The sequence below is a fragment of the Kitasatospora sp. NPDC052868 genome (assembly GCF_044547105.1).
Classification (GTDB): domain Bacteria; phylum Actinomycetota; class Actinomycetes; order Streptomycetales; family Streptomycetaceae; genus Kitasatospora.
This window is the reverse complement of record NZ_JBITZW010000002.1, coordinates 524,705-537,490: the sequence shown is the minus strand read 5'-3', so window position 1 is coordinate 537,490 and position 12,786 is coordinate 524,705. Positions and strand designations below refer to the sequence as shown.

Annotated in this window: 10 protein-coding genes; 5 read left to right on the top strand and 5 right to left on the bottom strand. The window is 73.0% G+C overall.

The features are described from left to right. Positions 1-172 precede the first annotated feature (172 nt). The gene (locus ACIGZJ_RS06010; RefSeq protein WP_396456145.1) at positions 173-1,138 is read left to right on the top strand and encodes a DUF4331 family protein; all 966 of its coding nucleotides are present in this window, start codon (positions 173-175) and stop codon (positions 1,136-1,138) included. Between the two features lie 119 nt (positions 1,139-1,257). Then, positions 1,258-1,419, top strand: coding sequence for a hypothetical protein (locus tag ACIGZJ_RS06005; protein ID WP_396456144.1), 162 nt, complete (start codon positions 1,258-1,260; stop codon positions 1,417-1,419). Positions 1,420-1,437: 18 nt separating this feature from the next. Here the strand turns inward: ACIGZJ_RS06005 and ACIGZJ_RS06000 are convergent, their stop codons facing one another. Next, on the bottom strand, positions 1,438-4,623 hold the full coding sequence (locus tag ACIGZJ_RS06000; protein WP_396456143.1) for an EAL domain-containing protein: 3,186 nt from the start codon (positions 4,621-4,623) through the stop codon (positions 1,438-1,440). Positions 4,624-4,760: 137 nt separating this feature from the next. On the opposite strand from ACIGZJ_RS06000, the gene ACIGZJ_RS05995 reads away from it, so the two are divergent. Continuing rightward, positions 4,761-8,183 (top strand): amino acid adenylation domain-containing protein, encoded by a 3,423-nt coding sequence (locus ACIGZJ_RS05995; RefSeq protein ID WP_396456142.1) that lies wholly within the window; start codon positions 4,761-4,763, stop codon positions 8,181-8,183. Further along, the gene (locus tag ACIGZJ_RS05990; RefSeq protein ID WP_396456141.1) at positions 8,180-8,995 is read left to right on the top strand and encodes a leucyl/phenylalanyl-tRNA--protein transferase; all 816 of its coding nucleotides are present in this window, start codon (positions 8,180-8,182) and stop codon (positions 8,993-8,995) included. The genes ACIGZJ_RS05995 and ACIGZJ_RS05990 overlap by 4 nt, the downstream gene beginning before the upstream one ends. Positions 8,996-9,017: 22 nt before the next feature. Here ACIGZJ_RS05990 and ACIGZJ_RS05985 read toward each other — a convergent pair whose 3' ends face one another. Next, complete coding sequence (locus ACIGZJ_RS05985) at positions 9,018-9,491, bottom strand: PH domain-containing protein (protein ID WP_396456140.1); 474 nt, start codon at positions 9,489-9,491, stop codon at positions 9,018-9,020. A gap of 202 nt (positions 9,492-9,693) precedes the next feature. Here ACIGZJ_RS05985 and ACIGZJ_RS05980 point away from each other — a divergent pair, with 202 nt between their 5' ends. Beyond that, positions 9,694-10,437: a serine hydrolase gene (locus tag ACIGZJ_RS05980; protein ID WP_396456139.1), complete on the top strand. Its 744-nt coding sequence runs from the start codon at positions 9,694-9,696 to the stop codon at positions 10,435-10,437. Positions 10,438-10,568: 131 nt separating this feature from the next. Here ACIGZJ_RS05980 and ACIGZJ_RS05975 read toward each other — a convergent pair whose 3' ends face one another. The 3 genes from ACIGZJ_RS05975 to ACIGZJ_RS05965 are packed head-to-tail and all read right to left on the bottom strand — an operon-like array spanning position 10,569 to position 12,783. Further along, positions 10,569-11,702 carry an FAD-dependent monooxygenase gene (locus tag ACIGZJ_RS05975; RefSeq protein ID WP_396456138.1) on the bottom strand — a complete coding sequence of 378 codons (1,134 nt, stop codon included), beginning with the start codon at positions 11,700-11,702 and terminating at the stop codon, positions 10,569-10,571. Between the two features lie 58 nt (positions 11,703-11,760). After that, a complete protein-coding gene (locus ACIGZJ_RS05970) occupies positions 11,761-12,357 on the bottom strand; it encodes a GTP-binding protein (RefSeq protein ID WP_396456137.1) in 597 nt (198 codons plus the stop codon). A gap of 3 nt (positions 12,358-12,360) precedes the next feature. After that, positions 12,361-12,783, bottom strand: coding sequence for a DUF742 domain-containing protein (locus ACIGZJ_RS05965; RefSeq protein ID WP_396456136.1), 423 nt, complete (start codon positions 12,781-12,783; stop codon positions 12,361-12,363). Positions 12,784-12,786: the final 3 nt, after the last annotated feature.

The window sequence follows — 12,786 nt, the reverse complement described above, 5'->3', positions numbered from 1 at the left end:
GCAGGGGGGCGGGAGCCGGACCCCACCGCGACCGGCACCGGGCCCCGGGCCGTGCGCCATCCGGCGGACGGCGGCCGTCCGGACGGGTGTCCTGCCCACCCCGTCCGCCCGCCGCTGGTACGAACGTCCGGACAGTCCAGGGGGGAACCCAGAGACGAGGTAGCGCAGCGCCATGTCCCACCACCTCAGCGGCCCGAACCTCCGGTCCCCGCAGGGCGACGCCCGGCTCGACCTCACCGACCTGTTCGCGTTCCCGGCCTCCGACGCCTCCGGGCGCACGGTGCTCATCATGAACGTGAACCCCTACGCCCCCACCGGGGCGGCCGAGTTCCACCCCGAGGCGGTCTACCGCATCAACATCGACAACAACGGCGACAACCGTGCCGACGTCGCCTACTCCTTCGTCTTCTCCGACCCCGAGGCCGGTGCGCAGACCGTCACCGTCCACCGCGCCACCGGCGCCGCCGCGCAGAAGCACGAGGCGGGCGGGGAGGTCCTGTTCGACAACGTCCCGGTCGCGTTCGGCGACGCGCCCGACGTCGTCGAGGCCGACGGCCGCAAGCTCTCCGTCGGCCTGCGCAGCGACCCCTTCTTCGCCGACCTCGAAGGCATCGTCGACAACTTCACCTGGACCGGCAGGGACGCGATGGCCGAGGCCAACATCTTCGGCATCGCCCTCGAAGTCCCCGACGACGACCTCGGCCCGGACCCCGTCATCGGCGTCTGGGCGCGAGTCAGCCTCCACCAGGACGGCCGGCTCGTCTCCGTCGACCGGGGTGCCCACCCCTCGCTGACCGCCTACTTCAACGCCGAGGAGGTCAAGGACGCCTACAACGCCGGCGAGCCCGCCGACGACTGGGAGCGGTACCGCGAGCCCTGGACGGCGGTGCTCCAGCACACCGGGGACTACACCACGGACGCCGCCACCGAGACGCTGAAGATCATCCTCCCGGACATCCTGCGCTACGACCGCTCCCGGCTGGCCGCCTACCCCAACGGCCGGACGCTGTCGGACGACGTGACCTCGGCCCGGCTCGCCATGGTCTCCGGCGGCAGGATCACCAGCGACCACATCCCCCCGCACACCGACCTGCTCCCCACCTTCCCCCACCTCGGCCACCCGCACCCGGCAAGCTAGGGCCTGTGCGGGACCAGTGCGGACCTCGCCAACGAGGGTTCCACAGCGGGCGGTTGGGGTACAGAACAGATCTGCGCCCCAACCGCGGCGCACGCCCGAGCGGATCCACGGGGGGCACTGTGAAAGCCGCGCTGGTCGTCATCGTGATCGCGCTTGTGATGTACGGCCTGATTTCGGGCATGACGGGCAAACGCAAGCGCCGGCGCGGCAGATGGGGCGGCGGCGACAGCGGCGGCTTCGACGGCGGCGGCGACGGGGGAGGCGACGGAGGCGGTGGCTGACCGGCGGCCGGGCGGGGCTCAGCGCTCCGAGTCCCGGTGGGCCCACTGCGCCCGCGGCGTCGGCAGATCGGCGTCCTCCTGGACCAGCGCACCGGCCTGATCGGCCGTCAGGGGGTGGGCGAACAGGTAGCCCTGGCCCAGCGGGCAGCCCATCGCGGCCAGCAGGTCCCGCTGGTCGGTGTTCTCGATGCCCTCGGCGATGACCTGGACGCCCAGCGTGTCGGCGATCCGGGTGATGCCCTCGACCAGGGCGTACTGCTGCTGGGACATCCCCAGGCCGTCGATGAAGGACTTGTCGATCTTCAGGATCGAGATCGGGAACTCCCGCAGGTAGCTCAGCGAGGAGTACCCCGTCCCGAAGTCGTCGATGGCGATGCCGACGCCGAGCTCGCCGAGCGTGCGCATGTCCGTGTGCACGCGCTCGTCGCGGCGCATCAGCACCGACTCGGTCAGCTCCAGCACCAGCGAGTTGGGGTCGATCCCGGAGGCCCGCACCGCGCCGCGCACCACGTCCACGAAGCCCGCGTCCCGGAACTGCCGTGCCGAGACGTTGACGTTGACGCGCAGCGGCGGGCGCCCGTCGGCCCGGCGGCGCTCGGAGCTCGACCGCTGCCAGTCGGCCGCCTCCTGGGCCGCGCGCTCCAGGACCCAGGCGCCGAGCGGGACGATCTGGCCGCTCTCCTCGGCGAGCGCGATGAACTCGTCGGGCAGGACCATGCCGCGCCGGTCGTGCGGCCAGCGGACCAGGGCCTCGAAGGCGACCAGCCCGCCCGTCGCCAGGTCGACGATCGGCTGGTAGTACAGCTTGAAGGCGGATTCGGCGATCGCGGCGTCCAGGTTCTCGTTCAGCTCGTGCCGCTCCACCAGCCCGGCCTGCAGGGCCGGCTGGTAGTGGCACCACTGCCGCTTGCCGGCCGACTTCGCCGAGTACAGGGCCAGGTCGGCGTGGGTGAGCAGCTCCGCCGCGTCCACGCTGTCCTCCGTCGTGGCCACACCGATACTGGCCGTCACCCGGACCGCGCCCGCGCTCAGCTTGAACGGCTCCGCGAAGGCGCTCAGCACGCTGTCCGCGATGGCGCCGACGTCCGCCGGCTGCACCGCGTCCTCCACCAGCACCGCGAACTCGTCGCCGCCCAGGCGGGCCGCGGTATCGGAGGTCCGCAGCGCGGTGGAGACCCGCAGCGAGACGGCGACCAGCAGCTCGTCCCCGACCGCGTGGCCCTGGGTGTCGTTGACCACCTTGAAGTCGTCCAGGTCGAGGAAGAGCACGCCGGTGACCGCGCCGCTGCGCTCGCCGCGGGAGAGCGCGTGGCCCACCCGGTCCTGGAACAGGACGCGGTTGGCCAGGCCGGTGAGGGAGTCGTGGAAGGCGCGGTGGGTGAGCTCGCGCTCCATCTGGCGCTGCTCGGTGACGTCGCGCAGGGTGAGCACCAGCCCGCCGACCGTCGGATCGCCGCGCAGGTCGTTGCAGCGGACCTCGGCCTCGATCGGGGTGCGGTCGTGGCGCAGCAGCCGCCAGTGCTCGCGCTGCTGGTCCCGGCCGTCGGCGGAGCCGTCCAGGCTGCGCATCCTGGCCAGCGCACTGCCCACCGCCCGGCTGTCCTCCGGTGGGACCAGGTCGGTGATCAGCGCGCCGTCCAGGTCGGGGTAGCCGAGGACCCGCTCGGCGGAGGAGGAGGCGTAGCGGACGCCGTCGTCGGCGTTGAGGATCAGGATGACGTCGCTGGCGCTCTGCACCAGGGTGCGGAAGTAGGCCTCGCTGTTGCGGCGGGTGATCTCCTGGCTCAGCATGACGCGCTCGACGGCCAGTGCGGCCTGGCCGGCGAGGATCTCCAGCGAGCTCCAGAGGCTGGTGAGCTCCTGCTCGGTGCCGGTGACGATGAGGGCGCCGATCAGGGGGTCGCCGGAGGGGCGTTCGGCCAGGGTGAGCGGGCAGATCAGGGCCGAGGGCATGCCGTCGAGCCGGGTGGCGAGGTCGTTGCCGATGTCCTCGACGGGGAGTAAGCGGGTCTCCCGGTAGGCGGCGAGGGCGAGCGCCTCGTCGGAGTCGTTGGAGACGCCGAGCGGGTGCTGGGTGGCGCCGCGTTCGGCGTGCCGCACGTGCAGGACGCCCGCCTCGGTGACCGCGAGCAGGGCGACGTGGCCGGGCTCGGCGGGCATCAGGGTGGAGGCCGCGGCCTGGACGGCGTCGGCGACCTCCTCGACGCTGACGGCCGCGGTGAGGGAGGCGCCGGCCTCGCGCAGGGCCCGTTCGCGGGCGATGGCCTGCCGTCGGGCGTTGACGACGAGGGCGAGCCGGGCCAGTACGAGCAGGAACAGCAGGGCCGAGAAGGCCCCGATCACCCCGGCGTTGTTGGTGTTCCCGTTCACCGACTCGATGATCAGGATGGTCGGCGCGACCAGCGAGGCCGCGGCGAGCAGGGCCAGTCGGCCGACGCTGAGGTCCGGCTGCTGGGTGGGGATGGGTCTGGTCAGCTCGACCATCGACGGGTGCAGGGCGGCCGCGCCCCAGGCGGTGTAGAAGGCGGCCCAGCCGAGGTCCACGGCGGTGCCGATGTGCCAGTCGCCGTGCAGCTGGATCAGCCCGTACAGGACGTCGGAGACCAGGATGCCGATCGTGCCGAAGGTGAGCAGCTGGAGCGAGCGGCTGCTGCCCCCGCGCGGTACCAGCAGGCGCAGCAGCAGGGCCAGCACGACCACGTCGCCGAGCGGGTAGGCGATCGAGACGGCGCGCTGGAACCAGGTGAGGTCGGGGTTGCGGGCGTACGGGAGGATCAGGTAGATCCAGGCCAGCAGTGCCAGGCCCATGGTGAGGATGAGCGCGTCGAGCAGGCTCGCGCGGTCCTGATGCGCCGTGCGCCAGCGGATGAACCCCAACACGCCTGCCGCGTACAGCAGGTACTCGGCGAGGTAGAAGCCGTCGGCCACCGAGGGGAAGGGGTTGCCCAGGTGCAGGAACTGCATCTGGATGACCTGGACGACCTCGCCCGCCGTGAAGCAGAAGTTGGCGGCCGCCAACAGGTACCAGAACAGCGGGTGTGACGGGCGGTTGAGACGGACGCCGACCACGATGGCCGCAACGCCACCGAGACCGATGCCGGTCCACCAGATGATCCGCTGGGTCGGGTTGATGTAGTAGATGCAGGTGAACAGCACCATCCACATCAGGTAACAGACCATCAGGCGGTGTCGCCGACGAGTCAACGAGGCTACCTCCTCCGCGACATCACCACGCCGGTCTGGCGGGGACTCCGGGTGAGGGTCGGTTCTTGGCGGGTTCGCCGGGCTCGGGCCCGCACCGGTCCGGTGGGTTCCGGTCCGGTGCTCGGGATGGGCCATGAGTGCGTATAGTCGGAAATGTCGCACCTCCCAGCATTCTGCCGCCACACCACGAGGTCAAGCCGGTGGATGACGCAGCCGACAGCGCACAGGGCGCACGACCGGATGTGAGATCCGGGCGTCACGCCGTGCTTCAGAACAACTACGGCCAGTATGCGATCTGGCCGATCGGGCCCACCGTTCCGGGTGGCTGGCGGACCGAGTTCGGGCCCGCCGGGCTCGCCGAGTGCCGGGCCTACGTGGAACGGACCTGGCGGTGGAGCGGGCTCGGACTGGGGCCCGCCGAGGCCGGGTCCGGCGCCGGTTCGATCACCCGGCCCGGGTTCGCCGACACCGTGCACGGGCTGTTCCAGGCCCGGGCCGCCCACGACCCCCAGGCGCCGGCCGTGCTCGCCGAGGACGGCGAGCTCAGCTACCGCGAGCTGGACCGGCGCAGTGACCGCCTGGCGGGCTTACTCCGGGCCCGCGGCGTCGGGCGGGAACAGGTCGTACCGGTCTGCCTGGAGCGCGGGACCGACCTGGTGGTGGCCTGGCTCGCCGTGCTCAAGGCCGGCGGGGCGTTCCTGCCGCTCAACCCGGCGCACCCCGAGCGGCGGCTGGCCCAGCTCGTCGAGGACTGCGGGGCCCGCCTGGTGGTGGCCGCGGGCGGACGGCGGTTCGCCGGGGCGGAGGCGGTCGACGCCGCCGCCGACCCGGCCGCCCCTGCGCCTGATCCGGGCCCCGCGTCGGAGTCGGACCCTGCGCGTGACCCGGACCCGGTCGCGCCCGACGACCTCGCCTACCTGATCTACACCTCGGGCACCACCGGCACCCCCAAGGGCGTACCGGTCACCCACCGCTCCCTGGTCTTCACCCTCGACCGGGTGATCAACGCCTACGGGCTCACCCCGCGCGACCGCGTCCTGCAACTCGCCGCCCTCGGCTTCGACACCTCGCTGGAACAGGTCTTCGCCACCCTGGTCAGCGGCGCCGCCCTCGTCCTCGGCGGCGCCCGGACCTGGGCGCCGACCGAGCTGGTCCGCCGGATGCCCGAGCTCGGACTGACCGTCGCCGACCTCACGCCCGCGTACTGGCACCACGTGCTCGCACTGCTCCCCGAGGGCGGCCCCGCCCCCGAAGGGCTGCGCCTGGTCGTCGTCGGCGGGGACACCGTGCACGCCGACGACTGCCGCACCTGCCTGGAGCGGCTGCCCGGGGTACGGCTGGTCAACGCCTACGGGGTCACCGAGGCCGCCGTCACCTCCACGCTCTGCGAGCTCACACCCGCCGTCCTGGGCGGCCCGGCCGCCGGCCCCGCCGCCCCGGTGCCGATCGGCAAACCCCTGCCCGGCGTACGGGTGCACGTCCTGGACCGCCGGCTCAGGCCGGTCCGCCCGGAGGAGAAGGGCGAGATCTACCTCGGCGGCCCGGGCCTGGCCCGCGGCTACTGGCGCCGGCCCGGGCTCACCGCGGAAACCTTCCTGCCCGACCCCTACGCGCCCGCACCCGGCGAACGGATGTACCGCACCGGGGACGCCGGCCGCTGGCGGCCCGACGGCAACCTGGAGATCCTCGGGCGCTTCGACGACCAGGTGAAGGTCCGCGGCTACCGGGTCGACCCCGGCGAGATCGAGTCCGTCCTCGCCGCCCACCCCGACGTCCGGCTCGCCCGGGTCGCCGCCGACGGCAGCGGCGACGGCGCACACGTCCTCACCGCCTACTACACACTCGTCGACCGGGCCGCCTCCGGCGCCCGCGCCCGGCGCTCGAAGATCCGCGACTACCTGGCGGAACGACTGCCGGACTTCATGGTCCCGGCCCAGTTCGTCCTGCTCGACACCATGCCGCTGACCACCGCCGGGAAGATCGACCGCCGACGGCTGCCACGCACCGAACCCCTGGTCGCGCGGCGCGACGGCACCGGGCACCAGCAGGGCCGGGCCGACCCCGTCGGCAACGGCAACGCCGTCGAGGGCGGCGTCGCACACCTCTGGTCCGAACTGCTCGGCATCGAGGACGTCGGCCCCGGCGACGACTTCTTCGCCCTCGGCGGCAACTCGCTGCTCGCCATGGAGATGATCGCCCGGGCCCGGATCATGTTCGGCGTCGACGTCACCTGGATCCGCTTCCTCACCCGCTCCCTGCTGCGCGACCCCACCCTGCGCGCCTTCGCCGCCGCCACCCACGCCGCACGCTCCGGCGGCCGCAGCGGCCTCGGCGAGGCCACCGTCGACTGGGCCGCCGAAGCCGAACCCGACACCCCCCTGCAGCAGTCCTGGCGACCGCCGCCCTCACGGGCCGAACCGGACGAGATCCTGCTCACCGGCGCCACCGGCTTCTGCGGCGCCCACCTGCTGAACACCCTGCTGCGCACCACCCGGGCCCGCATCCACTGCCTGGTCCGCTCGCCCGACGAGGAACACGCCATGGAGCGGATCCGCGCCGCCCAGCAGCGGTTCCTGCGCCACGACCTGGCGGACGCCCGGGTCGTCCCGCTGGTGGGCGACCTCACCGAGCCGCTGCTCGGGCTGACCAAACAGCGCTTCGAGACCCTGGCCGGCCGCCTGGACGCCATCCACCACCTCGGCGGGCAGGTCAACTTCATCTACCCGTACCACCAGTTGCGGGCTGCGAACGTCGGCGGGACCCGCGAGATCGTCCGACTCGCCGGACACTCCCGCGGCATCCCCGTGCACTACCTCTCCACCCTCGCGGTGCTCGCCGGGTTCGGCCCGGCCGGCGTCACCGAGGTGACGGAGCGGACCCCGCTGGCCTACCCCGAGAAGCTGTCCGTCGGCTACGTGGAGAGCAAGTGGGTGGCGGAGGAACTGCTGCGCAACGCGTCCGCCGCCGGACTGCCGGTCACCGTGCTGCGCACCAACGACGTGACCGGGGACCTCTCGACCGGGGTGATGAACACCGGGACGGAGATGTGCGCACTGATCAAGTACATCGCGGAGAGCGGCACCTGCCCCGACGTGCGGCTGCTGCTGGACTTCGTCCCGGCCGACCGGTTCAGTCAGGCCATCGCCCATATCGCCGCCCACGCACCGGCGATGGGCGAGGTGTACCACGTGACCTCGCCGCGGCCCGCGATGCTGGCCGACCTGGCGGAGCGGCTGCGGGCACGCGGCTACGCGGTGGACGAACTCCCGTACGGGGAATGGGTGCAGGGGCTGGTGCGGTTCGCCGCCGGGCACCCCACGCACCCGATGACCCCGTTCGTGCCGCTGTTCGTGGACCGCTGCCCGGGGACGGAGCTGTCGATCAGCGAGATGTACTTCCGGCCGACGTTCCCGCTCTTCGACCGCTCCAACACCGAACGGGCACTGGTCGGCAGCGGGATAGAACTCCCAGCGGTGGACGGCGAGTTGCTGGACCTCTACCTCGGGCAGCTGGAGACCGAGGGGTTCCTCGCCGCGTCGAACGGGGTGGTGCGGCGGTGAGCGGGAGCCGGGCGGACGACCGGGTCGCTGACCCTGCCGGGGCCGTCGGTCCTACCGGGGTCTTCGGCGCGGTCGACGTCGCCCGGGCGCCCGCCGACGCCCCGGCGGCCTTCGGGGCCGACCTCGGGCCGGACGCCCTGCTGGCCGCGTACCGCTGTGGCCTCTTCCCGATGCCGGCCGCCGACGACTACGCCAGCGCCTTCAACGAGGCCCGGTTCGAGGAGGCGGTCGCGGCGGGGGAGGTGGCCCTGCTGCCCGGGGCAGGCGACGACCCGTACGCGCTGGCCTGGTGGTCCCCCGACCCGCGCCCGGTGATCGACCCGGGCGGCGTCCGCCTCGGCCGCCACCTCGCCCGCCGGCTGCGCAACCGCCTGGAGTGGTGGACCAGCGCGGACCGGGCGTTCGGCGAGGTGCTGACCGCCTGCGCCGCCGGACGCCAACCACCCTGGCTCACCGAGGGGTTGCGCTCCTCGCTGGGCCTGCTGCATGAGCGCGGCGCGGCCCACAGCGTCGAGGTCTGGGAGGGCGAGGAGCTGGTCGGCGGTGTCTTCGGCGTCGCCGTCGGGCCGGTACTGAGCCTCGACTCCATGTTCCACCGCCGCCCGGACGCCGCCCGGGTGGCCGTCGCCGACCTCGCCGCCAGGTTCCGGGCCGCGGGCGGCCTGCTCCTCGACGCCCAGTGGGACGGCCCGCACATCCGCAGCCTCGGCGCCGCCCCGATCCCGCGCTCCCGCTACCTCGCGGAACTCGCCGCCCCGGCGGAGGTCGGCCAACTCCCGCGCTCAGCCCTGCCGGTGGCCCGACTGGGCTAGGCCCTGTCCACCCGGCCGCCGTTCAGTCGGAGGCGCCGCGGCGCTCCTCCAACAGCGCGAGCAGCCGGGCCACCTCGCGGTCCACCACGACGTGCTTGTCGTCGACGTACGGGAGTTGGACCTTGCGGCCGTCGTGGCGGTGGGCGTAGGTGAAGAACTTCGGTGCGCCCCTGCCCATGTGGGCGTTCGGGTTGGGCTCCTTGCGGAACTCCTTGATCTCGGACCAGGCGAGGTGCCGGCGGCGGATCATCCCGCGGACCTTGACGCCCTCGGTGGTGACCACCGTGGCGGCCCGGGCCGCGGCGACGACCACGAGGAGGCAGAACCCCACGATCAGCAGCGAGCCGAACCCCTTGGTGGAGGGCGCGAACTCCTTGTCCGACCACAGCGGCAGCAGCGCGCCGAAGGACAACAGCAGGATGGTGAACGCGAATCCCCCGATCCGCGTGGTCGCCACCCGGTACTCGTGCGGAAGTCTCAAGCTCTCGGCGCTCATGCGGCCCACCCCTGGTGAAGGTCGTTCCCTGTGACCGATCGGTTTCGCAGTGTAAGGGTGGCGGCCGCCCGCCGACAGGGAGTGCGGAGGGCGGCCGGGGGTTTGTCCGGAACCGGCCGCGGGAACCGTGCCCGGCATGTTGTCGGTGGTGGTGGCACCCTGGGGTCCGTCTTCCAATCCCCGCCTGCGGGGCGGTGAGCCGGTGTTCGTACGAGCCCCGGACGCGCTGCACGATGCGGCGAGCACGATGAAGGTGGCCGTGCTGGCGGCCCTGTACCGCAGCGGGACGGACCTCGACGCCGAGGTGCCGGTGGTGAACCGGTTCGTGTCGGCGGTCGGCGGGGAGTACGGCAACGACCCTGCGTGGGACAGCGATCCGCAGCCGTGGGCACTGCTCGGCGGGGTGGCGCCGCTGCGCGGGCTCGCAGAGCGGATGATCACGCACTCGTCGAACCTGGCCACCAACCTCTGCCTGGCGCAGGTGGGGCACGGCGCGGTGGCCGAGGTGTGGCGCCGCGCGGGGGCGACGCACAGTGCCACCCCGCGGGGGATCGAGGACTACCCGGCACGGGACCGGGGCGTGCACAACCGGGTGAGCGCGCTGGACCTCGTCCGGCTGCTGCAGTCGCTGGCGGGGGAGCCGGAGCTGCTGGCACTGCTGGAGCGCAACGCCTTCCGGGTGGACCTGGCGGCCGGACTCCCGCCGGGGACGCGGATCGCCTTCAAGAACGGGTGGATCCCGGGTGCGCGGCACAGCGTGGGCCTGGTGTACCCGGGGGACTGCCCGTCGTACCTGATCGCGGTCTGCTACACCGGCCCGCTGGCCTCCGGCGAGGACGAGGCGGACCCGGCGGCCCGGCTGCTGGCCCGGATCTCGGCGGCGGTCTGGGCGCGGCGGGCGGAGCTGCACGGACCGGGGCCGGGGCGGATGACAGCGGGCAGATGACAGCGGACGGGTGACAGCGGACGGGTGACAGCGAACGGATGACAGCGAACGGATGACGGGTGACGGATGACGGAAATCGATATCCGTCACCCGTCACCCGTCAGCTGTCATCCACTACCCGCCGGCGGCCGTCAGTACGGCTTCACCAGCACGTGCGCGGCCCCGGGGATGCCCACCTTCAGCAGCTCGTCCTCCTCCGGGGTGGTCGGCGTGCCGGTCTCCTGCTTGAGCACGGCGCGGGACAGCGCCTGCACCCACATCGCGCGCGGGCGGCGGCGCTCCTCCCAGGCGGTGAGGGCGGCGTCGACGTCCTCGGCGGCGTCCAGGCTCTGGGCGAGCACGAGCGCGTCCTCGACGGCCATCGCCGCGCCCTGGGCGAGGTGCGGGGTGCTCGCGTGCGCGGCGTCACCGGCCAGGACCACCCGGCCGACGTGCCACGGCTCCTCCACCGTGACCTGCGAGATCCGCGAGTAGACCACCGCGGCCGGGTCGGTGACCTGCGCCAGCGCCTCGGCGATCGGGCCGCCGAAGCCGGCCAGCCGCTCGGCGAGCTGCTCGTGGGCCCGCTCCGGGTCCGGCCGGAAGTCCTCGGGCTCGGCGAACACCGAGCCGAGGTACATCAGGTCGTCGGTGATCGGGGTCAGCAGCGCCTTGGCCTTGAGGTTGCCGGCGGACATCACCACGCCCTGCACCTCGGGCAGCCGCGGCAGCGTCACCCGCCAGTTGGCGAAGCCGGTGTACTCCGGCGCGTAGGCGTCCCCGTACAGCCGGCCGCGCAGCGGCGAGCCGATGCCGTCGAAGCCGACCACCAGGTCGTAGCGGCCGTGCCGGCCGTCGGACAGGGTGACGTCCACGCCCTCGCCGTCGTCGGCGAGTTCGGCGATCGTCGTGCCGAAGCCGACGGTCGCACCCGCGGCGGTGGCGGCCGCGTTCAGCACCTTGGCCAGGGCCGGGCGGGGTATCCCGTTGTTGGACGGGGCGTCGCCCATCCGGGGCTGCGGGATCTTGGCGAGGGTGGCGCCGGCCGGGTCGCAGATGGTCAGCACCTCCCACTCGAAGCCGGCCGCCAGGCAGGCGTCCAGCACGCCGATCTCGCGCATCACGTGCAGCGCGTTGGACGGCTGGATGATGCCGACGCCGAGCGCCTCCAACTCGTCGCGCAGCTCGGCGACATCGACCTGGTGGCCGCTCCGGGCCAGCGCGGTGGCCAGGGTGAGGCCGCCGATGCCGCCGCCGTGGATCAGGACGCGCAGGGGTGGGGTCATGACGTGGTTCTCCAAAAGGCGAGAGGCAGGAGGCGGGGGGAGAGGGAAGCGGAGTGCGTCAGACGGTGGCGGTCCGCACGTCGGACAGGTCCATCAGGTGGTCGACCAGGGCCAGCAGGAGGTCCCGGCCGAAATTGCGCTCGCGCACGTCGCCGAGCAGCATCGGGACCTGCGGGTCGAGGTCCAGCGCCGCCCGGATCTCCTCCGGGGTACGGGTGTTGTGCCCGTGGAAGCAGTTGATCGCGACCACGAACGGGATGCCCCGGCTCTCGAAGAAGTCGATCGACGCGAAGCTGGTGTCCAGCCGGCGGGTGTCGGCGATGACGATCCCGCCGAGCGCGCCGTTCACCAGGTCGTTCCACATGAACCAGAAGCGCTCCTGCCCGGGCGTGCCGAACAGGTAGACCACCAGCTCCGGGCTGACCGTGATCCGGCCGAAGTCCAGGGCGACGGTGGTGGTGTCCTTGCTGTCCACCCCGGAGAGGTCGTCCACGCCGACGCTGGCGCGGGTCAGGTACTCCTCGGTGCGCAGCGGGGCGACCTCGCTGACCGAGGCGACCAGGGTGGTCTTGCCGACGCCGAAGCCGCCGGCGATCAGGATCTTGACGGCGGCGGGGGCGGCGGGGGCACTGGGGGGAGGGGGAGTCGGTGCCATGGTTCAGAGTCTCCGGAGTCCTTCGCGTACGGCCGTCAGCAGGCCGAGGTCCACGCCCCCGCTGGCCCGGGCCACCGAGAGCGGGGCCCGGGCCAGCAGCAGGCCCTGGGAGATCAGGTCACCCAAGAGGATCTTGGTGACCGAGACCGGCAGGTCGAGGCCGGCCGCCACCTCGGCGACGGCGGCCGGGCGCAGGCAGTGTTCCAGGATCATCCGGTGCTCGGGCTGCAGCGCACGCGGCCCGGACCGGGTGCCCCGGGCCAGGGCGGCGCGGGCCTCGTCCTCGACGGTGGTCAGCAGCGTGATCAGCGTGAGGTCGTCGCGCTCGGGCGCGGTGCGGCCCCGGGTGATGGTGTAGGGGCGCACCATCGTCCCCGAGCCGTCGTCCCCGTCCTCGTCGGGCAGCTCGCTCCAGTGGGGGATCACCGG

Coding starts and splice junctions, on each gene's coding strand:
- ACIGZJ_RS06010 (WP_396456145.1), top strand. CDS start 173: ATGTCCCACCACCTCAGCGGCCCGAACCTCCGGTCCCCGCAGGGCGAC.
- ACIGZJ_RS05985 (WP_396456140.1), bottom strand. CDS start 9,491: ATGAGCGCCGAGAGCTTGAGACTTCCGCACGAGTACCGGGTGGCGACC.
- ACIGZJ_RS05975 (WP_396456138.1), bottom strand. CDS start 11,702: ATGACCCCACCCCTGCGCGTCCTGATCCACGGCGGCGGCATCGGCGGC.
- ACIGZJ_RS05970 (WP_396456137.1), bottom strand. CDS start 12,357: ATGGCACCGACTCCCCCTCCCCCCAGTGCCCCCGCCGCCCCCGCCGCC.